This is a genomic window from Arundinibacter roseus, from assembly GCF_004348825.1.
GTDB classification, from domain to species: domain Bacteria; phylum Bacteroidota; class Bacteroidia; order Cytophagales; family Spirosomataceae; genus Arundinibacter; species Arundinibacter roseus.
Window position 1 is genome coordinate 556043 of sequence record NZ_SMJU01000001.1, and the last position, 24479, is coordinate 580521.

Annotated in this window: 20 protein-coding genes and 1 rRNA gene; 11 read left to right on the top strand and 10 right to left on the bottom strand. The window is 47.4% G+C overall.

Annotation, left to right across the window (positions count from 1 at the left end; genetic code table 11):
- Positions 1-835: 835 nt before the first annotated feature.
- The 3 genes from EZE20_RS02470 to folK all read right to left on the bottom strand — a co-directional run bounded on the left by EZE20_RS02470 (position 836) and on the right by folK (position 3594).
- The gene (locus tag EZE20_RS02470) at positions 836-1999 is read right to left on the bottom strand and encodes an AIR synthase related protein (RefSeq protein ID WP_132114096.1); all 1164 of its coding nucleotides are present in this window, start codon (positions 1997-1999) and stop codon (positions 836-838) included.
- Positions 2000-2079: 80 nt separating this feature from the next.
- Positions 2080-3054 carry a Gfo/Idh/MocA family protein gene (locus EZE20_RS02475; protein WP_132114098.1) on the bottom strand — a complete coding sequence of 325 codons (975 nt, stop codon included), beginning with the start codon at positions 3052-3054 and terminating at the stop codon, positions 2080-2082.
- A 54-nt stretch (positions 3055-3108) separates the two neighbouring features.
- On the bottom strand, positions 3109-3594 hold the full coding sequence (gene folK / locus EZE20_RS02480) for a 2-amino-4-hydroxy-6-hydroxymethyldihydropteridine diphosphokinase (RefSeq protein ID WP_132114100.1): 486 nt from the start codon (positions 3592-3594) through the stop codon (positions 3109-3111).
- Between the two features lie 124 nt (positions 3595-3718).
- On the opposite strand from folK, the gene recQ reads away from it, so the two are divergent.
- From recQ to EZE20_RS23935, 5 genes are all read left to right on the top strand, one after another.
- On the top strand, positions 3719-5863 hold the full coding sequence (recQ, locus tag EZE20_RS02485; protein ID WP_132114102.1) for a DNA helicase RecQ: 2145 nt from the start codon (positions 3719-3721) through the stop codon (positions 5861-5863).
- A gap of 106 nt (positions 5864-5969) precedes the next feature.
- The gene (locus tag EZE20_RS02490) at positions 5970-6248 is read left to right on the top strand and encodes a carboxypeptidase-like regulatory domain-containing protein (RefSeq protein ID WP_207104696.1); all 279 of its coding nucleotides are present in this window, start codon (positions 5970-5972) and stop codon (positions 6246-6248) included.
- 76 nt (positions 6249-6324) lie between these two features.
- Positions 6325-8100: a glycoside hydrolase family 9 protein gene (locus EZE20_RS02495; protein WP_132114106.1), complete on the top strand. Its 1776-nt coding sequence runs from the start codon at positions 6325-6327 to the stop codon at positions 8098-8100.
- Positions 8101-8186: 86 nt separating this feature from the next.
- A complete protein-coding gene (locus EZE20_RS02500) occupies positions 8187-9173 on the top strand; it encodes an aldo/keto reductase (RefSeq protein ID WP_132114108.1) in 987 nt (328 codons plus the stop codon).
- 60 nt (positions 9174-9233) lie between these two features.
- Entirely contained in the window at positions 9234-9407 is a 174-nt protein-coding gene (locus EZE20_RS23935) for a hypothetical protein (protein ID WP_165933390.1), read from the top strand.
- 177 nt (positions 9408-9584) lie between these two features.
- Here EZE20_RS23935 and EZE20_RS02505 read toward each other — a convergent pair whose 3' ends face one another.
- Positions 9585-10517 carry a M20/M25/M40 family metallo-hydrolase gene (locus tag EZE20_RS02505; RefSeq protein WP_132114110.1) on the bottom strand — a complete coding sequence of 311 codons (933 nt, stop codon included), beginning with the start codon at positions 10515-10517 and terminating at the stop codon, positions 9585-9587.
- Between the two features lie 415 nt (positions 10518-10932).
- Between EZE20_RS02505 and gndA the strand changes: the two genes are divergently transcribed.
- The 3 genes from gndA to pgl are packed head-to-tail and all read left to right on the top strand — an operon-like array spanning position 10933 to position 14671.
- Complete coding sequence (gene gndA / locus EZE20_RS02510) at positions 10933-12345, top strand: NADP-dependent phosphogluconate dehydrogenase (protein ID WP_132114112.1); 1413 nt, start codon at positions 10933-10935, stop codon at positions 12343-12345.
- A gap of 58 nt (positions 12346-12403) precedes the next feature.
- Positions 12404-13912 carry a glucose-6-phosphate dehydrogenase gene (zwf, locus tag EZE20_RS02515; RefSeq protein ID WP_132114114.1) on the top strand — a complete coding sequence of 503 codons (1509 nt, stop codon included), beginning with the start codon at positions 12404-12406 and terminating at the stop codon, positions 13910-13912.
- A gap of 15 nt (positions 13913-13927) precedes the next feature.
- Positions 13928-14671: a 6-phosphogluconolactonase gene (gene pgl, locus EZE20_RS02520; RefSeq protein WP_132114116.1), complete on the top strand. Its 744-nt coding sequence runs from the start codon at positions 13928-13930 to the stop codon at positions 14669-14671.
- Positions 14672-15015: 344 nt separating this feature from the next.
- Here the strand turns inward: pgl and gcvP are convergent, their stop codons facing one another.
- The 3 genes from gcvP to EZE20_RS02540 all read right to left on the bottom strand — a co-directional run bounded on the left by gcvP (position 15016) and on the right by EZE20_RS02540 (position 20073).
- Positions 15016-17904 (bottom strand): aminomethyl-transferring glycine dehydrogenase, encoded by a 2889-nt coding sequence (gene gcvP, locus EZE20_RS02530; protein ID WP_132114118.1) that lies wholly within the window; start codon positions 17902-17904, stop codon positions 15016-15018.
- A gap of 181 nt (positions 17905-18085) precedes the next feature.
- Entirely contained in the window at positions 18086-18310 is a 225-nt protein-coding gene (locus EZE20_RS02535) for a hypothetical protein (protein ID WP_228713501.1), read from the bottom strand.
- Positions 18311-18816: 506 nt separating this feature from the next.
- Positions 18817-20073, bottom strand: coding sequence for a metallophosphoesterase (locus EZE20_RS02540; protein ID WP_132114122.1), 1257 nt, complete (start codon positions 20071-20073; stop codon positions 18817-18819).
- Between the two features lie 183 nt (positions 20074-20256).
- Here EZE20_RS02540 and EZE20_RS02545 point away from each other — a divergent pair, with 183 nt between their 5' ends.
- The gene (locus tag EZE20_RS02545; RefSeq protein ID WP_199879863.1) at positions 20257-20478 is read left to right on the top strand and encodes a hypothetical protein; all 222 of its coding nucleotides are present in this window, start codon (positions 20257-20259) and stop codon (positions 20476-20478) included.
- Between the two features lie 71 nt (positions 20479-20549).
- Here EZE20_RS02545 and EZE20_RS02550 read toward each other — a convergent pair whose 3' ends face one another.
- Positions 20550-20927, bottom strand: a complete 378-nt coding sequence (locus tag EZE20_RS02550) for a DUF1573 domain-containing protein (protein ID WP_132114124.1) — start codon at positions 20925-20927, stop codon at positions 20550-20552.
- A 188-nt stretch (positions 20928-21115) separates the two neighbouring features.
- Between EZE20_RS02550 and EZE20_RS02555 the strand changes: the two genes are divergently transcribed.
- Both EZE20_RS02555 and EZE20_RS02560 read left to right on the top strand, forming a co-directional pair.
- Complete coding sequence (locus tag EZE20_RS02555; protein ID WP_132114126.1) at positions 21116-22360, top strand: sensor histidine kinase; 1245 nt, start codon at positions 21116-21118, stop codon at positions 22358-22360.
- A 69-nt stretch (positions 22361-22429) separates the two neighbouring features.
- Positions 22430-23122 (top strand): response regulator transcription factor, encoded by a 693-nt coding sequence (locus tag EZE20_RS02560; RefSeq protein ID WP_132114128.1) that lies wholly within the window; start codon positions 22430-22432, stop codon positions 23120-23122.
- 61 nt (positions 23123-23183) lie between these two features.
- On the opposite strand, the gene EZE20_RS02565 is transcribed toward EZE20_RS02560, so the two are convergent.
- Entirely contained in the window at positions 23184-23732 is a 549-nt protein-coding gene (locus EZE20_RS02565; protein WP_132114130.1) for a DUF2911 domain-containing protein, read from the bottom strand.
- Positions 23733-24219: 487 nt separating this feature from the next.
- A 5S ribosomal RNA gene (gene rrf, locus EZE20_RS02570) occupies positions 24220-24331 on the bottom strand.
- Between the last annotated feature and the right edge of the window lie 148 nt (positions 24332-24479).

Here is a 24479-nt window from a genome sequence, read left to right on the forward strand (position 1 = left end):
TATCTTTATTTGAGATTCATTTTGGGTTTAAACAGGGTTCAAACATTTGAATACTTTTTGAGCAGTGCGAGTTTGTTACGATGCGTATTATACTTTAAATATACTGCGGGGCGTGCGGTCGCAGCCGGAAGCCCGGAGGCGTTCAAATCCTGTCATCCCGACAAACATAAAAACCTGATAATCAAACGATTATCAGGTTTTTTTTGTATATCTTTATTTGAGATTCATTTTGGGTTTAAATAGGGTTCAAACATTTGAATACTTTTTGAGCAGTGCGAGTTAGTTACGATGCGTATTATACTTTAAATATACTGCGGGGCGTGCGGTCGCAGCCGGAAGCCCGGAGGCGTTCAAATCCTGTCATCCCGACAAACATAAAAATCTGATAATCAAACGATTGTCAGATTTTTTTTTGTATATCTTTATTTGAGATTCATTTTGGGTTTAAACAGGGTTCAAACATTTGAATACTTTTTGAGCAGTGCGAGTTAGTTACGATGCGTATTATACTTTAAATATACTGCGGGGCGTGCGGTCGCAGCCGGAAGCCCGGAGGCGTTCAAATCCTGTCATCCATACAAATATAAAAGCCTGATAATCAAACGGTTGTCAGGATTTTTTTGTGTGTAAAACTTTCTTAATGATACGTGAGTAGATTCGTAATGAAAGTATAAAGTTTAGGAAATTTGTCAGGCTGAGCGTAGTCGAAGCCAGTCTGCCAACGGGCTTCGACCGCCAGGCGGCCCTGTACGCTCAGCCTGACATTCAAAATTATTTACATTTCAATTCACTCATCAATAATGCTTTCTTATTTAACTCAAAAATCACTTCCTACTCAATACAAAAACTCCCCAAACTCTGACCGGATCGTCAGCTGTTTGTGGGTGGAGGCATCAACCCGGCCTACAATCTGTGCGTCAATGCCAAACGATTGCGAGATTTCGATCACCCGGGCAGCGTACGCTTCGGGCAGGTAGACTTCCAGCCGATGACCCATGTTAAATACCTTGTACATTTCCTGCCAACTCGTTCCGCTTTCTTCCTGAATCATCCGGAATAGCGGCGGTACTGCAAACAGATTGTCTTTTATTACGTGTAGATTATCAATAAAATGCAGGATTTTGGTTTGGGCTCCGCCGCTGCAATGTACCATGCCGTGGAGTTGGGGGCGGAGTTCGTCCAGCAGCGCTTTGGCTACGGGCGCATACGTACGGGTTGGCGAAAGGATCAGTTGCCCTACGTTGAGCGGCGTGCCTTCGACTGCGTCTTGCAAGCGACGCGTACCACTATACACCAGGGACGCATCAATGTCGGCATCATAACTTTCAGGATACTGTGCTGCCAGGTTGTTGGCCAATACGTCGTGCCGGGCAGATGTGAGCCCGTTGCTTCCCATACCTCCGTTATAGGTTGTTTCGTAAGTAGCCTGTCCGTACGAGGCCAGGCCCACAATGACATCACCGGCAGCAATTCGGGCGTTGTCTACCACATCAGCGCGTTTCATGCGGGCAATCACCGTGCTATTGACTGTGACCGTCCGCACCAAATCGCCTACGTCGGCAGTTTCGCCACCTGTGCTGTATATTTCGACACCAAAGCGTCGGAGCATGTCAAGGACCTCTTCGGTACCGTTGATGATTTCGGCGATAACTTCTCCCGGAATTTTATGTTTGTTACGGTCAATCGTTGAACTTAGCAGCATCGGCCCGGTAGCGCCCACGCACAACAGGTCGTCGGTGTTCATCACCACCGCATCCTGCGCAATGCCCCGCCAAACCGACACATCGCCGGTTTCTTTCCAATAGAGATATGCCAGCGAGGTTTTTGTTCCGGCGCCGTCGGCGTGCATAATTGTACAGTAGTCGGGATCGCCGGCCAGCGTATCGGGAACAATTTTACAAAAGGCTTTGGGAAAAATACCTTTGTCCAGTTTTTCTATGGCCTTGTGGACATCCTCTTTGGAAGCCGAAACACCTCTTTGCAAATAGCGGTCAGTCATTGTATCAGTTTTGAATGAGAGAGTAAGTGAATGTGGATTGGCGCACAAAATTATTCAATCAATCACTCATTCACACATTTTTATTCATAGACAAGCCCAATCTCTTCCCGCACGCCGTCCAGCAGGGTCATCAGGTTGAGGCTATCCCTAAGCGACCAGTCGGGTGTTTCGGTCAGACCGGCCCGCAAGGCTTCTCCAACCGCCTTAATTTCAAAATCGTAGCCATGCGTGCTTCGGGCAAAGTCAAAAACCTGCGGCTCCTGATCGGTCAGTTCCAGCGAAAGGGCTTCGCTTTCGTGCCAGCGACCATGCACACGAATACTGCCCAACTCGCCATATACCACAGCTTCGCAATCCGTTTTGGCCAAAAACGTAGCGTCCAAAAACGCAAAAGCACCGCTATCATACGTCAGCACCATGCCCGTAGCGGCATCTACACCCGTTTCGCTAAAAACAGCCGAAGCCTTCATAGTAGCAGGCATGCCGAGTATTGCATACGACCAGAAAAGCGGATAAATGCCAATATCAAGCAAGGCTCCACCACCTAATTTTTTATTGAACAAACGCCCCTCAATATCATAAATTCCTTTAAAGCCAAAGTCGGCCCGAACGCCCAACACTTTGCCAATAGCGCCTTGCTGAATCAGTTCAAGCGTTTTGAGTGTGGTTGGCATAAAGCGGCTCCACAGCGCTTCCATTAAAAACAGCTTTTTTTCACGGGCCGTTTGTACCATTTCCTGCACGTGGCCAAGATTCATCCCAAAGGGTTTTTCGCACAGTACCGGCAGACCGGCGTTCAGGCAAAGCAAGGTATGTTCGTGGTGGCCCGTATGCGGAGAGGCAATGTACACGATGTCGATGTCGGGACAGGCAATTAGCTCTTCGTAGCTGCCGTAGGCGTAGGGTGCATTGTACTGCCGGGCAAATTCCTGCGCACGTTCGAGACTGCGGGAACCTACCGCCACGAGGGTAGCGTCGGCTACTGTCAGCAGATCCTGCGCGAATTTATGGGCGATGCGCCCCGGAGCCAGAATGCCCCATCGAATTGGTTCCATGGATGTCTATTTTTTAGAATTTATTTATTATCAATACTTTATCAATATAAAACATCAACCCTGATACGCCCACACCTCTTCCTGATCGGGGCATTGGGCCAGTAGTTCGGCATTGGTTTTGTGAAAAATCGGATGTACAAAATCCGGGGCAATTTCTACCAAAGGTACCAGCGTGAACCGACGCTCGTGCAGGCGCGGATGCGGAACCGTGAGCCGGGCGGTGTCCATATGCAAAGCGTCAAAATATAGTAAATCAATATCCAGATGCCGGGCGCCCCAGCGTTCGTAGCGGACCCGTCCCAGTTCGTGTTCAATGTCCAGGGCGAGCCTTAGCACTTCTTCGGGCGCAAGGGCGGTTTCTACTTCCAGCACCTGATTCAGAAAAGCAGGCTGCTCAATGCCGCCCCAGGGCGCGGTTTCGTATAGCGCGGAGGTGCGTTTTACGGTGCCAATCTGAGTCTTAATCAAAAGCGCCGCCGCCTGCATCTGCAAAGCGCGGTCGCCGAGGTTGGAGCCAAGAAGCAAATAAACTGTACTCAAAATAGGAATCGATTCGTCAGCAAACAGGCGGGAATTTAAGCAGCTATTCCGTAGTTTTGAAACGAATGACCAAACTATTTTTCATTAATCCCTCATCTGAGTTAGATTCAAAATTTTCATGCCCATGTCGCTTACCAAAGAATACGCCCTCAAACACCACTTCGGATACGATACCTTTCGTCCGCAACAGGCAGAAATCATTGACACCGTTCTGAGCGGGCAGGATTGCCTTGTGCTCATGCCTACGGGCGGGGGCAAATCGGTCTGTTATCAGGTTCCGGCTCTGCTCCTAAATGGCCTTACGGTGGTTATTTCGCCATTAATCGCCCTTATGAAAGATCAGGTAGAAGCGCTGAGGGCCAATGGCATCGAAGCCGCTTTTCTTAATTCGAGTATTTCGGGTTCTGAACAGGATTCGGTGCAGTGGAAAGCCAAATTGGGCGAACTCAAATTGCTCTATATTTCTCCGGAAAGGCTTTTTTCAGGAAATACGCTGGACAATCTTCGGCAGTGGAACGTCCGGCTGTTTGCCGTTGATGAGGCGCATTGTATTTCTTCGTGGGGCCACGATTTCCGGCCCGAATACCGGCACCTTACCAAGCTGAAAACGTATTTTCCCGATGTGCCCGTCATCGCCCTCACTGCCACCGCCGACCGCGTGACGCGCCGCGATATTCTCAAACAGCTCAATGCCCCCGCCGCAATTACGTTTGAGGCGAGTTTTGACCGTCCTAACCTGAGCCTGACGGTGCTGCCGGGGCGGAAGCGAACGCAGCAAATCGAGAGTTTTCTTCTCAAACATCCTACCCAACCCGGCATTATCTATTGCCTGAGCCGCAAAACCACCGAAACCGTGGCCACGCTGTTACAAAATCGAGGCTACAAGGCCAAATTCTACCATGCCGGACTACCCGCGCCGGATCGCTCAAAGGTGCAGGAAGAGTTTCTGAAAGACGACATTCAGATCATCGTGGCTACGATTGCCTTTGGTATGGGGATCGATAAATCCAATGTGCGGTGGGTGATTCACTACAACCTGCCCCCCAACGTCGAGAGTTTTTATCAGGAAATCGGCCGGGCCGGGCGTGACGGCGCTACGGCCGATACGCTGCTGTTTTACAGCTATCAGGATATTATCATGCGGCAGGACATGATCATACAGTCGGAGCAGTCAGAAGAGCAAAAAGAGCTTCTGCACGCCAAGCTCAACCGCATGAAGCAGTATGCCGAAGCGGACTTGTGTCGTCGACGGATTTTGCTCAGCTATTTCAACGAAGCCGTGGAGCAGGACTGCGGCAACTGCGATGTGTGCCGCAACCCCCGCACCCGTTTTGACGGCACGCTCATTGCCCAAAAAGCGCTCTCGGCCATTGCCCGCACCCGCGAAAACGTGGCGATGGGGATGCTCATCGATATTTTGCGGGGCAGCCGCAACCGCGCCATTCTCTCCCACGGCTACGACCAACTACCGACGTTTGGCGTCGGCAAGGATCTGCGTGGCGAAGAATGGGCCGAGTATATCAGCCAAATGCTGAACTCGGGCGTGATGGACATTGCCTACGACGAAGCCCACGCCTTTAAGCTGAACCCCACGAGCCGGCAGATTTTGAAAGGTGAAAAAAAGCTGGAACTTGTCAAGTTTATTCCGCTTGCCGAGCGCAAAGCCCGTGAAGAAGAGCTTATCCCCAAAGAAAAACCCAAGCAGGAGATTATCCGCGATGCACTTTTTGAACAGCTCCGCCTGCTTCGCAAGCAAATGGCCGATGCTCTGAATGTGCCTCCCTACGTTATTTTTTCGGATCAGACTCTCTCGGAAATGGCGCAGAAACGGCCTATTTCGGAGGCTCAAATGAAGGCCGTGTCGGGGATTGGGGATGAAAAATACCGCCGCTACGGAACGGCCTTCGTGCAGGAGATTGTAAAATTTGCCAAAGAAAATACCAAACCCGGTACGCGTGTGGCCAAGGGCATGACCTACATTCAGACGTACGAATTGTACAAAAGCGGGTTTACGCTCGACGACATGGCGCAGCAGCGCGGCCTTGCAACCTCTACCATTGTGTCGCACCTCGTGAAACTCCGGGATGAAGGCCACGAAATCGAACTCCGCCCGCTGATTTCGGACAAAATGTATAACGAAATTATAGCAGCAGCTACCGAACTAAACTACCAACCGGGAGAACCCCTTGCGCCACTGTTTGAGCGCCTCGGCGAGCGCATTGAGTACGGCATGATCCGCCTGGCGCTGGCAATTCGGGGAGGGGAGTGAGGGCTGTGTTTTATAAAAACTGATTCAATAGCAAATGCTAAAAATCGCTTGTAGCTTATTATTTCTCTCAAACCTCTGCCTAAGTCAGGAAAAATGTGGGGTAATTTTGGATGGATCAACTCGTCAAAGTATTCCATATGCTACAATTTATATTCCGGCTACCAAACAAGGGATGTATGCCACAGACAAAGGGACGTTTTGCATGCCATTGGACGAAAGAAAGCCTGATAGTCTGCGGATTTCGGCTATTGGATATACATCCAGGACTATTGATTTTCAATTGATTACTACGCTGGATACTCTGCTGCTTTGGCCAACTCCCATTGCATTGCAGGAAGTGTTGGTAAAAGCTGACCGGCAGAAACTACACGCCAAATGCCCGTAAAACCCCTACAACCATTATATTTCCTTCAAACTGCCTTTCTTTTGTATAGATCACAGAAATCAGTTTGAAACAGCCAATGAAAAAGCACGGGTTTACGGTTCGGAACATACTTCTCAAAATTGCTTTTGCAGGCTTGTTGCTGCCGGGAGGCGTGGTAGCGCAAACGGCCTCTGACGCCATTCGGCTCAATCAACTTGGTTTTTACCCACAGGCCAAAAAAATTGCCGCGGTGATCGGTGCCGGGGCGGGGACGTTCCGTATTCATGCACCGGGGAGTCAAGAAGCGGTTTTTTCGGGTACGCTCAGCGAAAGCCGTCGTTCCCCTTTTTCAGATAAAACAACCCGAATTGCCGATTTTTCGGCCCTTACAAAACCCGGGAAATATGTACTGGAAGTACAGGGAGTCGGAGCGTCGTATGTTTTTGAGATAAAAAATAATGTGCACGAGGCCGCCGCCAAAGCTTCTGCCAAAGGATTTTACTTTCAACGAACCGCCCTGGATCTCGAAGAAAAATATGCTGGCAAATGGGCACGCCCGGCGGGTCATCCCGACCAACAGATCATGATTCACCCCTCAGCTGCCGGGCCGGGCCGTCCGGCGGGGAGCGTTATTTCCAGTCCGTATGGCTGGTACGATGCCGGAGATTACAACAAGTATATCGTCAACTCAGGCATTACAATGGCCACCTTGCTGTCGGCCTACGAAGATTTTCCGGACTACTACAAGCAACTGAACCTCGCTATTCCTGAAAGTAACAACCAACTGCCCGACCTGCTCGACGAAGTTCGCTGGAACCTGCGATGGATGCTGAGCATGCAGGACCCTGCCGACGGCGGTGTGTATCACAAACTCACCAACGCCTCGTTTGACGGCATGGCTGTCATGCCACATCAGGCTACCAAAACCCGCTACGTGGTGCAGAAAAGTACGGCTGCTGCGCTTGACTTCGCTGCCGTGATGGCGCAGGCGAGCCGGGTGTTCAAAGATTTTGGCGTACAGGTTCCGGGCCTGGCCGATAGTTGCCTCATTGCCGCTCAGCGTGCCTGGGGCTGGGCCAAAGTACATCCGGCGGTTTTGTACGATCAAACGTCCCTGAATAATGCCTTTGACCCTGACATCTCAACGGGCGCTTATGGCGACCGACAACTGAGCGACGAGTGGATGTGGGCGGCTTCGGAGTTGTACATCACCACCAAAAGCGACGAATACTATACGGCTGTTAATCTCTTTCCGGATACAGCCATGCCGCTCCCTTCATGGGCTCAGGTACGGTTGCTGGGCTACTACTCGCTGCTACGCCACGCCGAAGGCCTTACCCAAGTGGCTCAGAAAGATTTACCTATCCTTCGGCAGCAGCTCATTGCCATGGCCGACTCGCTCATTCAGGGCAGCGAGTCGCATTACCTCAACACCATGATGGGCCACAAAAAGTCCGATTTTGTGTGGGGAAGCAGTGCCGTAGCGGCCAATCAGGCGGTGGCGGTGTTGCAGGCGTTCAGGCTCACAAAACAGGTTAAATACCTGGATGCTGCGCTCATGAATCTGGATTATCTGCTGGGGAGAAATGGCACGGGCTATTCATTTTTGACGGGTTTTGGCAGCAAACAGGTCATGCATCCGCACCACCGGCCTTCCGTTGCCGATCAGGTTGCAGCGCCTGTCCCGGGTTTGCTGTCGGGCGGGCCCAATCCCGGCAAGCAGGACAAATGCGCCACTTACACCTCGGATGCTGCGGATGAAGCCTTTACCGACGACGATTGTTCCTATGCTTCCAACGAAATTGCCATCAACTGGAATGCCCCCATGGTGTACCTGACCGGAGCCCTGGAAGCGTTCCTGGGTAAAAAGTAGGGGGATTTTTAATATCTTGCCTTATAGAATTAGCGTCCTCCCAAAATTTGTAAAACATCGAAATTTATCAACCAAACCCCTACTTCATGAACTACCGAAAATTAGGAAAAACCGGATTCAACATTTCAGAAATAAGCCTTGGTACCTGGCAGGTGGGCGGCAAATGGGGTGATGCCTTTGACCACACCCTGGCTGAACAGATTCTACACGAAGCCGTAGATGGCGGCGTCAATTTCATTGATACGGCTGATGTCTACGGTGCCGGAGAAAGTGAAAAAGCCGTGGGTAAGTTTGTAAAAAGTCGATCGGAGCGTATTTATGTAGCTACCAAATGCGGCCGTCAGCTCAGCCCACATGTCAACGAAGCGTATCAACCCGCCGTGCTGCGGAAGTTTGTGGAGGACAGCCTGACCAACATGGGACTCGAAACGCTGGATTTAATTCAGCTGCACTGCCCGCCAACGGAGGTTTACTACCGTCCCGAGATTTTTGAACTTTTTGACCGCCTAAAAGACGAAGGTAAAATTCAGAATTTGGGTATCAGTGTCGAGAAAGTAGAAGAAGCGCTCAAAGGCATTGAGTTTGACAACGTCACGTCGGTTCAAATTATCTTTAACATGTTTCGGCAGCGTCCCGCTGAGCTTTTCTTTGCGCAGGCTCAAAAGAAAGACGTGGGCGTGATTGTCCGTGTACCGCTGGCAAGTGGCCTGCTCACCGGTACTTTCTCCCAAAATTCATCTTTTTCCGAAGGAGATCACCGCAACTTCAATCGCCATGGCGAAAAATTTGATAAGGGCGAAACCTTCTCCGGCATCGACTACGAAACCGGCCTGGCCGCGGTAGAAGAGCTGAAAGCGGTGTTTCCTGGCTATGAAAACCTGGCACCCGTAGCTTTGCGCTGGATTCTGATGTTTGAGGCTGTCAGCTGTATCATTCCGGGCGCTTCTCGGCCCGCGCAGGTAGCCTCTAACCTGCACGCAGCAGATTTGCCCCCGCTGACGGAGGAGCAACAGAAAGCAGTGAATACTATTTATAGTCAATACATTAAGCCTTCGGTGCATCCGTTATGGTAGTCAACCGAGTCGTTTAGTAAATGGTATATTTTGTTCTAAAACTTCCCTGACCATACAGCGATGAGCGTTTCTAAAAAAGGCAGGTACTTCTTCGGGAATAGTGCTAAGCTCGGCATTCGGCAGGGAAGTTTTTTCGGCGACTCCTTCCCGCAAGTTAGGTGTGGCACTGGTTGGTTTGGGCAATTAATAGTACCCGGCAACTGGCAGCCGATTCGGGAAAAATGGTTGAAGTAAATTAGACTTCCTAAATGTATTTTAAAATTACTACTCTGAATTTCATCGAAACAGCCTCAGATTGACGATCTGCTTGTAGCTATTCAACCATTATTTCCTTTAAGCTCCCTAAGGAGAGACCCATTTATGGCAACATGGGCTGCGTGTGGTTTATCGCTTATTTCCCAATTCCCCACCCTACTTAACTTCCGTAAAGATCAGCTTAGGAAGTTCCATCGCATTTTCAATAAGTTTGATTTCAAGAGATAAAATACCCGCCTCGGCTTCAGCATTTAGCTTTTCCGGATCGTCGGTTGGTGTATGATAATCGTCGTGGCCGCCCGTATGAAAAAATAGTACGGGTATCTTTTTAGCGTAAAAAGATCCGTGATCCGAGCCACCGCTTCCTGCCCGATCGGTAAAGAATTTAACATCGCCCGTTACATCTTTAAATACTTGTGGCCACGCATCCGACGTGCCGTAGCCGCCAATTCCCACGCCACGCTCGGAGTTATAGCGGCCAATCATGTCCATGTTTAGCATAAAATGAATGTTTTCGAGCGCAAGCGTAGGATTTTCTACAAAATAACGCGAGCCCTGCAAACCTAATTCTTCGGCGCCAAAGGCTATAAACAGAAAATTAAAAGGCTCTGTACGACTGTTTTGGGTAAAGTACCGGGCCAATTCGAGTAGCCCGGCTACGCCCGAAGCGTTGTCATCGGCACCGTTGTGAATCTGTCCTTCGGGTTGTGGCGCTTTGGAACTTCCCTGTCGGCCCATTCCCAAATGATCAAAATGTGCTCCAATAATAATGGTATAAGGCGCCTGATTATTCAGAAAACCAAGCACATTTGCTGATTTACGAACGCTATCCGGCACCACCACCCGCCGGACTTTGGCCATAAAGGGCTGACGGTAGCCGTCGGTTCCCCGAGGTGAAAGGCCCATTTTCTTGAATTGTTTTTCAATATACTTCACCGCTTTTTCCTGCTCCCGGCTACCCGTACCCCGGCCTTTCATTCGGTCAGAAGCCAGGTAATTCACATGTTGACGAATACGCTCCGCCGAAGGAACCTCGTTTTGTGCATGTAGGACATAGGGAAACCAAAGGAGAAAAAAGAGGTATTTCATGAAAAAATATAGGATGAGTAATTTTTGAATAAAGATACTTCCCGGCAAGTTGCAGGCCAACGGTCTGCACTACCTAAACTCTATACTACAATATGCTCCAACACAATTAATTTACTGATTATCAATTATTTAATATAATTTTAAAAAGTTGATTTTAGCTACAAAATACAGGAAATAAAACCATGCAATAGAAACTACATCCTCAACTTATGAAATTCTTTTTACTGGTTCTGTCAGGGAAATACCTGTTTTCCTGCGTTTAAAATGGATGAAAACATATGGAAATTGGTTTTCCATACGGTAGTTTAGCACCCCGAAATTTCCTCCTGCGTAGTTCAGATTGCTTCCTGAAAACTCCTCGATTTACCTAACTTACTATAAAAAAGAACGTAAACATTTCCATAAAACACTACTTATGAACAATTTACAGTACGAATTTGGGATGGTTGGGCTCGGAGTTATGGGCCAAAATCTCATGCTCAATATTGCCGATCATAATTTTTCGGTCATTGGCCTTGATTTGGATCCATTCAAAGCCGCTGCCGTAGAAGAGGAAGCCGGAGCAGACAAGCAGGTGCGTGGGACAATTTACGTGGATGAGTTTGTCCGGTCGATACGCAAACCTCGGGCAGTTATGCTGCTGGTACCTGCGGGTAAGCCCGTCGATGCGGCAATTGCAACCCTGCTGCCGTTGCTGGAACCCGGAGATATTGTTGTTGACGGGGGCAACTCCTACTTTCCTGATACCGAACGACGTGTGCTGGAACTGGAAAAAAAGGGCGTGCATTTTTTTGGCATGGGCGTTTCGGGCGGTGAAAAAGGCGCCCGCTTTGGGCCTAGCATGATGCCGGGCGGAAACCGCGAAGCCTACGAACGGTTGCGGCCCGTATTTGAGGCCATCGCGGCCAAAGTTGACGGCGAGCCTTGTGTAGCCTATCTCGGAAGCGGATCAGCCGGGAATTACGTAAAAATGGTTCATAATGGCATCGAATACGGCATTATGCAACTTATTGCCGAAACCTACGATCTGCTGAAACGGGGCGCCGGATTCAGCGACGACGAACTCCAAAATATTTTTCAGGAATGGAATAATACGGAATTACAATCTTTCCTGATTGAAATTACGGGTGAAATTTTGAGCAAAATGGACGACGAAACCGGGCAAAGGCTGGTCACGATGATTTCGGATCGGGCCCGGTCGAAAGGTACTGGAAAGTGGACGTCCCAAAATGCTATGGATTTGCAGGTACCCGTTCCGACGATTGACATGGCGGTGCTCATGCGCGACATGTCTAAGTATAAAGAAGATCGCGTAGAAGCTGCCAAAGCTCTTCCAAATGACGCGCCCGTCCTGGACGTAAATCGCACCGAACTGGTCGATCAGATGCGAAATGCGTTTTATTTTGCCATGATTTCTACCTATGCGCAGGGACTTGCGCAGCTTACCGCTGCCTCAGAAAGCTACAAGTATGGGCTGAATTTGCAGGATGTAGCAAAAATCTGGCGCGGCGGCTGTATTATCCGCGCAGCCTGCCTGAGCGATATTCGGGCGGCTTATGCGGCTAATCCGCAGTTACCCACTCTTTTGCTGGACCCCAAAATCGGCAGCGATCTGCTGGCCCGACAGGCAGATCTACGAGAAATACTCAAAGCGGCAATTGATCGGGGAATCCCTATGCCAGCATTTATGGCTTCTTTGGCCTACTTCGATGCCTACCGCAGCGAAACTCTTCCGACCAATCTGATTCAGGCACAACGCGATTATTTCGGTGCCCATACCTACGAGCGTGTAGACCGGGAAGGAATTTTTCATACCCAATGGAATTAATTTATTTTCAATAATCTGGTGTTAATCCGTTCGTCTTATTTTTCCATCCACCGCATACATGAACTCAATTAAGAAAGTTGCACCAACCATCGCCGTTATTTTTGGAGGAACGGGCGATTTGACAAAAAGAAAGCTGATTCCTGCTTTTTATAACTTGTTTCTTGATGGCTGGATGCCTGAGAAATTTGCCGTGATCGGCCTGGGGCGTACGGCCTCGGATCATTCAAAGTATAAGGTCCACTTAAAAGAGGGTTTGGATGATTTTTCGCGCAGCGGAAAACCCAAAAAAGACCCATGGGAAAAGTTTAGTGAATCCATTTATTATTTACAATCCAATATCAACGACCCCGCTTCGTATCAGGCACTGGCCGAGCAGATTCAGGCTCTGGAAGAATCCTGGGGAACACGCGCCAACCGGGTTTTTTATCTATCCGTAGCACCAAATTTTATTGAACCCATCACGCTTCATCTCGCCAAAGTTGGCATAGCAGGCGATGTGCAGAAAGATCGGATTGTGGTAGAAAAACCCTTTGGTCATGACCTGAAATCGGCCAAAGCCCTGAATCAGCTGCTGACGTGCGCTTTTCAGGAATCGCAGATTTATCGTATTGATCATTATTTGGGTAAAGAAACCGTTCAGAATATTCTCGCCTTACGGTTTGCCAACGCACTTTTTGAGCCGCTGTGGAATCGTAATTATATTGATTATGTACAAATTACAGTAGCTGAGGAAGTTGGCGTAGAAGACCGCGGCGGCTACTACGAAGGTTCGGGGGCGCTGCGCGATATGATTCAGAACCATTTGTTGCAGCTGCTGTGTATGGTGGCAATGGAGCCTCCCATCACGTTTGAAGCCGAAGAAATCCGAAACAGAAAGGTTGATGCTTTGAAGGCAATTCGCCGCTACTCGCGTGAGGATGTTGGCAAATTTGCCGTTCGTGGGCAATATGGCCCCGGCTGGATGAAGGGTAAAAAAGTAGCCGGCTATCGGGAAGAGAAAGGCGTTGATCCTAAGTCGGGAACAGAAACGTACGCCGCGGTTAAGTTTCATCTGGACAATTGGCGCTGGCAGGGCGTTCCGTTTTATCTGCGGACCGGCAAACGGATGCAGGAAAAAAGCTCGTCTATCACCATTCAGTTTCAGCCCGTTCCGCACCTGACGTTTCCGACGTTGATGTCTGAGAACATTTTACCCAATCGCCTGGTGATAAATATTCAGCCGCAGATGGATATCAGGCTTCGGTTTATGGCCAAAAAAACTGGTCTCGAAATGGCTCTGACTCCCGCAGAAATGGTTTTTGATTTTAATGGGAATGATTCTGACGGTCAGTCGCCCGAAGCCTACGAAACCCTACTACTTGACGCCATGAATGGCGATGCGACGCTTTTCATGCGCTCAGATCAGGTAGAAACGGCCTGGGAGGTAATTACGCCGATTCTGGAAACCTGGGAATCGCGCCAATCCCTGGAATTCCCAAATTATCCCGCAGGTATGTGGGGGCCCGAAAACGCCGAAGCGCTCATTGCCCGCGATGGACACACCTGGACCGTAACCGTATCACGTTGATATTCTTCTTTCTTTATGATTCAGATTTTTCAAAATAAAGACCTGCTCAGCAAAGCAGCCGCCGATTTCTTTGTGCAAAAAGCACAGGAAGCTATTCAGCAGCACGGACGATTTGTGGTAGCCCTCACGGGTGGTTCTTCTCCGGTAGAATTGTACAAACTCCTGGCTCAACCTCCGTACACTGAACTGATTTCCTGGCCGCAAACCTTCATTTTTTGGGGCGATGAGCGCTGGGTTCCGTTAACAGACGAACGGAGCAATGCCCGAATGGCGCACGAAACGCTTTTGGATCATGTTCCGATTCCGGCAGAAAACATCTTTCCAATGCGCGCAGAAAGCATTGAACCTGAGACTTTTGCTTTACTTTATGAACAGCATCTTCGTGATTTTCTGGGCAATGAATCTCCCGCATTTGATTTGATCCTTCTAGGCATGGGCGACGATGGACACACTGCTTCGTTATTTCCGGGTACAGCGGTGCTACATGAGGAGTCGCGTTATGTTCAGGCCTATTTTTTAGAACCTCAGGCTATGTACCGTATCACGCTCACAGCGCCACTAATCAATCTGGCCAAAGCTGTTTGTTTTTTAACGTTTGGCAGCAACAAGGCTCCGGCTTTGTTTGAAGTGCTTGAAGGCAAATCAAACCCAGAGCACTATCCGTCGCAACTCATTCGACCTGAAAATGGCGAGTTGCTTTGGCTTGTAGATGAGCAGGCTGCTTCACTTTTGACATCTGCGAATTCTGGCAATATGTAGAGATTTTGGTTGAATAAATAGGTTAGTTGTTTCATTTTAAGCTGTTTACTTTGTGCAATTATTGATTCTGTACAGGTCAATTGCAGGAAACTAAAACAGTAGAAATAATACTGACAACCCTGCGTCTGGACAAGGTCAATCAGGTACTCGACATGTTTGGTTGTGAAGCCGGACCTATTGTAAAGGAAGAAAATTATGTATAGGGCGGGGAAAGTGCATTATCAGGAGATCCTGACAAAGTGTGAGATTACTCAATTATCTACAATATCAAAGTACTCATAACCAACAACGGCCCGAAGGATAAACCTCCGGGCCGTTGTTGGTTATTCAGATCTTTACAAAAATCACTCTGCTGTTACTACCTCTGCATATTCCTCCACCGGAATACACGAGCAGATCAGATTCCGGTCGCCGTAAGCGCTGTCGATGCGGCTCACACTTGGCCAAAACTTATTGAAACGCAGCGCAGGTAAAGGGAAAGCAGCTTTTTCGCGGCTGTACGGGCGCTTCCAATCAGCGGCCAATACGACACGAGCGGTGTGTGGAGCATGTTTCAACACATTTTCGGCCCGATCAGCAATTCCTTCTTCTACCTCCCGAATCTCGTTTCGGATGGCAATCATAGTATCGCAAAAGCGGTCAAGCTCGGCTTTTGACTCCGATTCGGTAGGCTCAATCATCAGCGTACCTGCTACTGGGAACGACAACGTTGGTGCGTGATATCCGTAATCCATTAGACGTTTGGCGATGTCTTCGGCTTCCACTCCAACAGTTTTAAAGGAGCGACAGTCCAAAATCATTTCGTGTGCACACCGACCGTTACTTCCGGTATAGAGCACATCGTACTGGCCTTTCAGACGTTCTTTAATATAATTTGCATTCAAAATAGCCATTTTGGTGGCGTTGGTCAGGCCTTCGCCGCCCATCATCGCAATGTATGCATACGAGATGGTAAGAATACTGGCACTGCCAAAAGGTGCAGCAGATACGGCTCCTGCTTTGCCTACCTTACCGTTTTGATTGACGTGACCAGGTAAAAACGGCACCAATTGCTCAGCAACCCCGATGGGTCCCATGCCGGGTCCGCCTCCACCGTGCGGAATGCAAAACGTTTTGTGAAGGTTGAGGTGGCACACATCCGCACCGATCATTCCGGGGCTTGTCAGGCCAACCTGCGCATTCATGTTGGCGCCATCCATGTATACCTGTCCGCCATGCTCGTGAATGAGCGCACAGATTTCTTTAATACTTTCTTCAAAAACTCCGTGCGTTGATGGGTACGTAACCATCAGACAGGCCAGTTCGTTGCTATATTGCTCAGCTTTGGCGCGAAGGTCGGCTACGTCAATATTGCCCCGCTCGTCGCACTTGGTCACGACGACTTTCATACCTGCCATGACGGCGGAGGCAGGGTTAGTTCCGTGGGCCGACGAAGGAATCAGAGCTACATTGCGGTGGCTTTCGTTGCGGCTTTCGTGGTAAGCCCGAATCACCATCAGCCCGGCATATTCGCCCTGCGCACCCGAATTGGGTTGCAGCGACATAGCAGCAAAGCCCGTGATTTCGCATAACCAATCATTCAATTGCTTAAAAAGAAGCTGATATCCACGCGTTTGCTCAGCCGGTGCAAACGGATGAATCGCTCCAAACTCAGGCCACGTTACGGGAATCATCTCCGTGGTTGCGTTTAGTTTCATGGTGCAGCTCCCTAGAGAAATCATGGAATGCACCAGCGAAAGATCCTTGTTTTCAAGCATTTTGAGGTACCGCAGCATTTCGTGCTCGGTATGATGCGAATTGAAAACCGGATGCGTCAGATAAGGTGTTTGGCGGGCGATGGCGTCAGAAAAGGTAATTTCCATTTCTTCCTCAATCATCATTTCACCCTGAAAACCAGATACTTCGGCAAAAAGATTGAGCAATTTAATTACATCCTCAAAAGATTTTCCCTCATCAAATGAAACCCCAACGCGGCTATCAGGAAAGGTATAATGACGCAGATTGATGCCCCATTTCACCGATTCTTCTTTCAATTTCCGGGCAAGCGGCGTTTGAATAGTAACTGTATCAAAAAATTCTTCGGTAACTACCTGAAAATTGAATTTGCGAACGGTATCGGCAAACAGTTTAGCCAGGCCGTGGGTACGGGCAGCAATTGTTTTGAGGCCTTCGGGGCCGTGATACACAGCATAGGCTCCGGCCATGACGGCCAATAATACCTGTGCAGTACAAATATTTGAGGTTGCCTTTTCGCGACGAATATGCTGCTCACGCGTTTGGAGTGCCATACGAAGTGCGCGATTTCCCTCGGCATCTACGGATACCCCAATGATGCGACCCGGCAACTGTCGTTTAAATGCCTCTTTGGTTGCAAAAAAAGCCGCATGCGGCCCACCATAGCCCATCGGTACGCCAAATCTTTGTGCCGAACCAACCACAACATCAGCTCCCATTTCACCGGGTGCTTTGAGCAATGTAAGCGCCAATAAATCAGCGGCTACGGCTACAAAAAGATTGAGCTCATGCGCTGTGGCAATAAAATCGGTATAGTCGATTACGGCTCCGTCGGTTGCCGGATATTGCAGCAATGCACCAAACAGGCTTTCGTCCGTCAGGTCAACGGTGCGGTGATTTCCCACTTTAATTTTGATCCCAATCGGCGTTGCACGAGTAAAGAGCAGGTCAATAGTCTGAGGATGACAGAGTTCAGATACAAAAAATGTATCCGCTTTCTTTCGGGCAGCCGGACGTGCGCTGTGCAGCATCGTCATTGCTTCGGCAGCAGCGGTGGCTTCGTCCAGCAGCGAGGCGTTGGCAATTTCCAGTCCGGTGAGGTCAGTCACGACGGTTTGAAAATTAAGGAGCATTTCGAGACGTCCCTGCGCTATTTCTGCCTGATAGGGCGTATAAGCTGTGTACCAGGCCGGATTTTCAAGAATATTTCGTAGAATAACAGGTGGTGTAAGCGTATCATAGTAGCCCGTGCCAATGTACGATTTGAAAATGCTGTTTTGCCCGGCAAGCATCTTGAAATCTTTCAAAAACTCATGCTCCGACTTAGGCCGGGGGAGTTTGAGCGACCGGGGAAGCCGGATAGCCTCAGGTACTGTTTGGTCAATAAGCTCATCCAGGCTCGAAACGCCTACTTTTTCCAGCATTTCGCTTAGTTCGTGCGCGTCTTTTCCGTGATGACGGCTCTCAAATAACTCTTGGGATTGGAGATTGATTTTCATGCTTTGGGCTAAAAAACCACTAGGTGTCTGATGAATAAAGTACAAAAATATGGAAAAGAATTCGATTCGGGACAGAATCGTTCGTGTGCCAACAATTAATCTCTCAACATTTTGTCTTTTAAAGAAGTTTAAAAAAAATCGGCCTTACACAGAGTGCAGGCCGGGAATGACTAAGCTACCATTATTTGGGGCAATCACACGAGCTTTTTCGCTTAAAAATCCCAAGAAATTTTTTACTTCTGGGTTTTTTGTAACCCTTATATCGTTTCCGTTTTTTCTTCTTACCACCCAGGTCCATCTCCGTTTTTGTCAAAGCTGTGGGTGTAGCTGGTATATTCCGTGCTTCGAGTTCCAGCGTCGGCATGAGCCAAACGGCTAGAATCAGTAGCAATAGTTTACTTTTCATCTTTGTGTCCAGTTTCAATCAACAATCCTTTCTAGTTCAACGAGTTACTTTTGGTTTTATTCCTATTTCAGTTGTAAAATCGCAAATCTGAGAATTAATTAATCACTGCTTAATGTCCTTTTAGAACATTTTCACGAGCAGTATTCATTTTATTCAAATTTGAATAAGCATCTAGTCAATAATTCTTTATGTTTGGATTTGAGAATCAGGTAATAGTCTATTTATTAAAAACAAATTATTTCATTCCTGGATTTTTCATTTTTTTCTGATCTCTACTTTCAATTCACCATGATCCGCTATTTATTCCTCGCTATAAACCTGACTCTACTTCTGGCAAGTCTGTATGTACTTTACAGCTTACTGATACTAAATGAAGAACTTGACATCCCGGGAAAAGTCATTATCCTTAGTACTTGTATTTGGAGTATATTCCGTTGGTATGTCAAAAAGTATCAGGAATCCTAAGTAAAATCTGGGTGGGAAGTTACTTGATTATAAAACAAAAATCACCCGCGTACCAACTCCAAAATCGTAATTTCCGGCAAAATACCAACACGCCCGGGATACCCGATATACCCAAAACCCCGATTGACGTACAAAAACTGATCGTCTTCTTTATATAACCCCGCCCATTCTTTATAACGATACTGCACAGGGCTCCATTTAAAACCGGGGAGTTCTACGCCAAACTGCATGCCGTGTGTATGTCCGGCAAGTGCAAGGTCTATGTCCCTGAATTGTGGCCGTACCTGCGCCTGCCAATGACTTGGATCGTGCGAAAGCAGAATCTTGACCGGATATTCTTCCGCTCCTTTGTAGGCTTTGGCCAGGTCGCCGTACTTGGCAAACCCGCCTGCGCCCCAGTTTTCAATGCCGATCAGTCCGATTTCGGCACCATCTACCTTGATTCCACGATTTTGATCGAGTAGCAGGTTCCAGCCCATCAGCCGGTGCGCTTCTTTTACATCGTTCAGGTTTTGCTGCCGGGCCGCGGGAGAGGCAAAGGGAGCGTAGTCGCCATAGTCATGATTGCCGAGCACGGAATACACTCCCAAAGGAGCTTTTACTTTTTCAAAAATAGAGATATAGTCTTTCACCTCAGTGGCCCGGTCGTTGACCAGATCACCCGTAAAAAAAGCGAGATCCGGTTTTTCTTTCATCAATAAGTCAATCCCGCCTTTTACCGCTGTTTTATTAAAAAAACTTCCTGAATGAATATCTGAAAGTTGAGCAATTCGGATACCTTCAAACTCTTTGGGGAGATTTTTGAGCGCAACCTTTACCCGACGTATCCGGTAATCGTGCGCCCCGGAAATGATTCCGAAGGCAAAAGTTCCTAATAAACTTCCCCCCGCTACGAGCGCTGTGGTAGCCATGAACTCCGAACGCGGAATACGTGGCCCGGACGGATCGGCAGATGCCGGAGCAACCGATGGCGCAAATAAACTAATGACCCACTGAACTAGCCGACGGAGGTCATCAACGAATAGTACCAAAACGGCAAATAGCTTAGCAAAGTAAGGAAGGGCGATGCTTGCAAAAATAAAGTTGCGCACGATGCGACTAAACATGTCGGGCGGCAAAAGCTGAATGAGTACATAAGCCGAGAGTGACAGAATAGAAAAGCCCCAATAAAGGCCGGAAACCCAGCGTTGCGTCAGTGGCGATGCAGTACGAATGACGGTACGTAAAGCCTGCCACACATACCAATCAATGGCAAAAAGGACGAAAGCAAGGACAAGAAATATTATTGAACGATTCATTTATAAAGATTTGAATTCCGTTTTAGGTATAAAAGCTCATTGGCTTAGTGAGTAACGCCGGATTGTTTTTTCTTGTTCAACCAATTCAGCGAAGAACGTATCAAGGGTGATAATTAGGGATAAGAGTTGTAGGTAGAACCGCAAACGGCTACTTTTGGCCTGTAAACATGTTATTTTGAATCTATGGCAGAGTTTAATTTTAGACAATACCACGTCCGCTCGATCAATGCCGCTACCGAAGAAGAGCGTGCGGCTATCAACAGCGAGCTGAAAGAGTTGTATCAAACGCTTTCAGAGGAAGATAAAAAAGATTTTAATGATCAGCTTCAACGATTTATGATTACGGAACTTGGCCGTTTAAGCAATGATTATGAAGCAATTAAAGGAATAGACAATCCAAATTAAATGTCTAAAACGTAACAAAACCCGTGAGCGAAAACTCACGGGTCAGCATTTTTCAGGGCTAAATAGTTCGTTTACTCAAAAACTTCTCCATGGATTTTTAGCACTACCACTCCGGTTTCTGCGTTGGATGTGACGGTCACTGATTTGGAAAAAGGTCCAACGACCGCCGCATTAAATGTTGCTTTAATGCTGCCCGTTTGGTTAGGCAGGATTGGATCTTTTGAAAATTCTACGCCTGTGCATCCGCAAGAGCCAACCGCCTGACTAATCACAAGTGGCTGCGTGCCTGAGTTTTTAAATTCAAAGGAGGCTACCACCGGTTTTCCTTTTTGAATTTTCCCAAAATCATGACTCGTTTCGATCCAGGAAAAAGAGGCAGCGGCATGTGCAAATACGGCAGTTGCCAGGCAGAAGGCCACAAAGGCAAGAGAGAGTTTTGTTGTTTTCATAGCTTTACCAGCGAATAAGAGATTAACAATTGATTTGATTATTGATTGGATCAAAAGTATAATTCCTGCGCATTGGTGCTTGTTAACAGACTGTCAATAGTTGTTAATGCGGTGTTAATCAAGCCGTGTCGGGATCTAAAAACGTATAAATTGGTCAAAAAATTTATTTTAACTAACTCCTGAAATTCATGTCCCGCCGTACGATCCGATGGCTTGTTGTTTTGTCTGCTTTGTCCATTATCGGAGTTCTGATTATGCAAATGTATTGGGTAAACCGCACGCTCGAATTGCGCAATCGTCAGTTTAATCAACGAGTGCATGTGGCCTTACACGATGTTGCCCAGCAGCTTTCACAGGTTAGTGGCGTGATGCAAAGTGCAAATCCTGTGGAACAGCTTTCTCCGGACTATTTTTTGGTCAATACCAACGCTACCACTCAACCCGAGGTACTGGAACACTACATTCGGGAATCGTTTCAAAAACATAGCTTGATAACAGACTTCGAATTGGGTATTTACGACTGTACCACAGATCGCATGCGCTACGGCATGCTGCTTAGTACCCGCAATAGCGATAAATCGCCCGCAACAACTGCCGATTGGATCAAAACTGACAAATACCCTTACTACTTTGGAATTCGCTTCCCACAGCAGGAAAATTACATGGCCGGCGACCTGGAAGGCTGGATATGGTCCTCTGTAATCGTACTCATTGCCGTCAGTTTCTTTTCCTACGCTCTGTTTGTTATTTTACGGCAAAAACAGCTTTCAGAAGTTCAGCGGGATTTTATCAACAACATGACGCACGAGCTTCAGACACCAATATCAACGCTACGCATTGCCGCTGATGTGTTGAATACACCAACAATAATCAATCAGCCCGAACGTCATCGCCGCTATGTCCGCATTGTCGAGGAAGAAATCACTCGTCTGCAACGGCAAGTCGAAATGGTACTCAATATGGCAAAGGCAGAACGAAATAAGCTTGCTTTGGACCTGGAATGGCTGGATGCCCACGAAGTAATTGCAGCCATATCGCGTCCTTATCAGGATCGCATCACAATTTTGCTTGATGCTTCATCATCCTATATAGAAGCGGATAGACTGCATTTTGGTAATCTGGTAAATAATTTAATTGATAATGCGCTTAAATATTCACCTGAAAACCCCAAAGTGGTAGTAAAGACTAGTAATTCAGGCACATTGTTTGTACTTGAAGTGGAAGATAATGGGATCGGAATAGCACCTGAATTTCAAAAAAAAGTATTTCAGAAATTTTACCGGGTACCTTCCGGAAATATTCATAATGTGAAAGGATTTGGTATTGGTCTGAGCTACGTTCAACAGATTGTAAAGGCACATCGCTGGAAACTTTCGCTTCTAAGCAGCGAACAAACTGGCAGTAGATTTACCATTCAGATGCCGCACAAATGAAGCAAATTGCTTGTAGTTATATCTTATCATTTAAAAACTAAACCTTTTACGTCAGAATAATATATATAGATGAAAGCACGCATTTTGTATGTAGAAGATGATCCTAATTTAGCCTTTGCGACAAAAGATAATCTTGAAGCGTATGAATTTGAAATCATTCATTGCACCAATGGCCGGGACGGATGGGATACTTTCCAAAAAGAGTATTTTGACCTTTGTATCCTGGATATAATGTTGCCCGAAATGGATGGTTTTACGCTCGCAAAACATATTCGGGAAGTAGATAAACACGTTCCGCTTTTGTTCCTTTCTGCACGCTCCTTATTGGATGATAAACTGCATGGTTTAGAGATTGGTGCCGATGATTATATAACCAAACCATTCAGTATCAAAGAATTGGTGCTTAGAATTGAAGTCTTTCTGCGTCGTTCTAAATTGGAAAGCCCCGCCACTCAGCCGGGACAAACGTACCAAATCGGGAACTATATCTTTGATTTTCAAAAACTTACGTTAAAAAACAACGAAAAATCCAGTATCCTGACTTTTCGGGAAGCAGAAGTATTGAAATACCTCGCAGAACGTTCTTTGGAAGTTGTCAGACGAGAAGATCTTTTAAAGGCAATATGGGGCAATGACGATTATTTTATGGGAAGAAGTTTGGATGTCTTCATTTCAAGATTACGCAAATATCTAAGTGGAGATACTACCATCCGAATTGATAACGTACACGGCGTTGGTTTTAGAATGAGTTGGGAAAAATAGAGTCAGCGGGTGAAATTTGCTATTCATAGCCGCTGACTATACACATGAATCTGAATTTCAATTAATTGAATGGAACACTTACCTTCGTTTTGTCCCAAAGTAGATCCATTGATGGGGTTGTTTTATCAAAGGCTATGGTAAATTTCTCCATGGGGTTTGAGGAAATTTTTTGTACAGGCACAACAAGGGTTAAAACATCTGCCTCGGGTTCACGACTAGCTTCTGAATCGAAATTAACACCCCATGAATAGTTTTTATTGTTAAAAATTACCGTCCATTTATCTGTTTCCGGAATAGTCCAAAGTGTATAGGTACCTGCAGGAAGCAGTTTTCCATCAATTACAAGTTCATTTTTTGTAGTAAAGGTTGTTGCTTCATTGGCACCTGTGCGCCACACTTTACCATAAGGGACAAGGCCACCAAAAATCTCCCGGCCTTTTTTGGAAGGCTGCGAGTACACCACTTTTATCTCTTTTTCACCTTCCTGATACACAGCCGTAGTTTCAGGGCTAGCTTTTTTTGTAGTTGCCTGCATAAACTTAAACGCTATAAAAAGCACAAGTGCCAGCGAACCAATCACTATGGCACTCCATTTTACAAACTTGTTCATAAGTAGTTAGTTGATTATGGTTTATGGAAAAATCATATAAAAGTAAGCATTTGAATTATAGATGCTTATCTTTTTCCCTAAACCGCTCTTAAAGGTGAGCCACAAAAAAAGCGGGCTCAGGATTAGCTGAGCCCGCCTGGGGAATTAATAGTATGGCGGCTACCTACTTTACCGGCTATGAAACCAGTATCATCGGCGGTGAGGCCGGGGTTGCGACCAACCTTAACTTCTCTGTTCGGGATGGGAAGAGGTGATTAGATGAGGTGAGCCACAAAAAAAGCGGGCTCAGGATTAGCTGAGCCCGCTTGGGGGTTAATAGTATGGCGGCTACCTGCCTGTGCCCGCTATGAAATCCCTATCATCAGCGGTAAGGCCGGGGTTGCGACCAACCTTAACTTCTCTGTTCGGGATGGGAAGAGGTGATTAGATGAGGTGAGCCACAAAAAAAGCGGGCTCAGGATTATCTGAGCCCGCTTGGGGTTTAATATTGTGGCGGCTACCTACTTTACCGGCTATGAAACCAGTATCATCGGCGGTGCGGGGCTTAACTTCTCTGTTCGGGATGGGAAGAGGTGATCACCCGCCCCATAGCCACCATCAAGGTCGTTAGAGGGAATGTGTTTATCAACATGCGGAAAGAAGAAAAAACGAAGAGTTGGGAGAGTTATGTAAGTTCTTGGGCGATTAGTACCGCTCAGCTCAACGCCTCTCAGCGCGTAGACCTGCGGCCTATCAACGTCGTAGTCT

What these genes read in the sequence shown, in the direction of transcription:
- EZE20_RS02470 (WP_132114096.1), bottom strand. Translation starts at nt 1,999, where the DNA reads ATGACTGACCGCTATTTGCAAAGAGGTGTTTCGGCTTCCAAAGAGGAT.
- EZE20_RS02475 (WP_132114098.1), bottom strand. Translation starts at nt 3,054, where the DNA reads ATGGAACCAATTCGATGGGGCATTCTGGCTCCGGGGCGCATCGCCCAT.
- recQ (WP_132114102.1), top strand. Translation starts at nt 3,719, where the DNA reads ATGTCGCTTACCAAAGAATACGCCCTCAAACACCACTTCGGATACGAT.
- EZE20_RS02495 (WP_132114106.1), top strand. Translation starts at nt 6,325, where the DNA reads ATGAAAAAGCACGGGTTTACGGTTCGGAACATACTTCTCAAAATTGCT.
- EZE20_RS02500 (WP_132114108.1), top strand. Translation starts at nt 8,187, where the DNA reads ATGAACTACCGAAAATTAGGAAAAACCGGATTCAACATTTCAGAAATA.
- EZE20_RS23935 (WP_165933390.1), top strand. Translation starts at nt 9,234, where the DNA reads ATGAGCGTTTCTAAAAAAGGCAGGTACTTCTTCGGGAATAGTGCTAAG.
- EZE20_RS02505 (WP_132114110.1), bottom strand. Translation starts at nt 10,517, where the DNA reads ATGAAATACCTCTTTTTTCTCCTTTGGTTTCCCTATGTCCTACATGCA.
- gndA (WP_132114112.1), top strand. Translation starts at nt 10,933, where the DNA reads ATGAACAATTTACAGTACGAATTTGGGATGGTTGGGCTCGGAGTTATG.
- zwf (WP_132114114.1), top strand. Translation starts at nt 12,404, where the DNA reads ATGAACTCAATTAAGAAAGTTGCACCAACCATCGCCGTTATTTTTGGA.
- pgl (WP_132114116.1), top strand. Translation starts at nt 13,928, where the DNA reads ATGATTCAGATTTTTCAAAATAAAGACCTGCTCAGCAAAGCAGCCGCC.
- gcvP (WP_132114118.1), bottom strand. Translation starts at nt 17,904, where the DNA reads ATGAAAATCAATCTCCAATCCCAAGAGTTATTTGAGAGCCGTCATCAC.
- EZE20_RS02535 (WP_228713501.1), bottom strand. Translation starts at nt 18,310, where the DNA reads ATGAAAAGTAAACTATTGCTACTGATTCTAGCCGTTTGGCTCATGCCG.
- EZE20_RS02540 (WP_132114122.1), bottom strand. Translation starts at nt 20,073, where the DNA reads ATGAATCGTTCAATAATATTTCTTGTCCTTGCTTTCGTCCTTTTTGCC.
- EZE20_RS02545 (WP_199879863.1), top strand. Translation starts at nt 20,257, where the DNA reads ATGGCAGAGTTTAATTTTAGACAATACCACGTCCGCTCGATCAATGCC.
- EZE20_RS02550 (WP_132114124.1), bottom strand. Translation starts at nt 20,927, where the DNA reads ATGAAAACAACAAAACTCTCTCTTGCCTTTGTGGCCTTCTGCCTGGCA.
- EZE20_RS02555 (WP_132114126.1), top strand. Translation starts at nt 21,116, where the DNA reads ATGTCCCGCCGTACGATCCGATGGCTTGTTGTTTTGTCTGCTTTGTCC.
- EZE20_RS02560 (WP_132114128.1), top strand. Translation starts at nt 22,430, where the DNA reads ATGAAAGCACGCATTTTGTATGTAGAAGATGATCCTAATTTAGCCTTT.
- EZE20_RS02565 (WP_132114130.1), bottom strand. Translation starts at nt 23,732, where the DNA reads ATGAACAAGTTTGTAAAATGGAGTGCCATAGTGATTGGTTCGCTGGCA.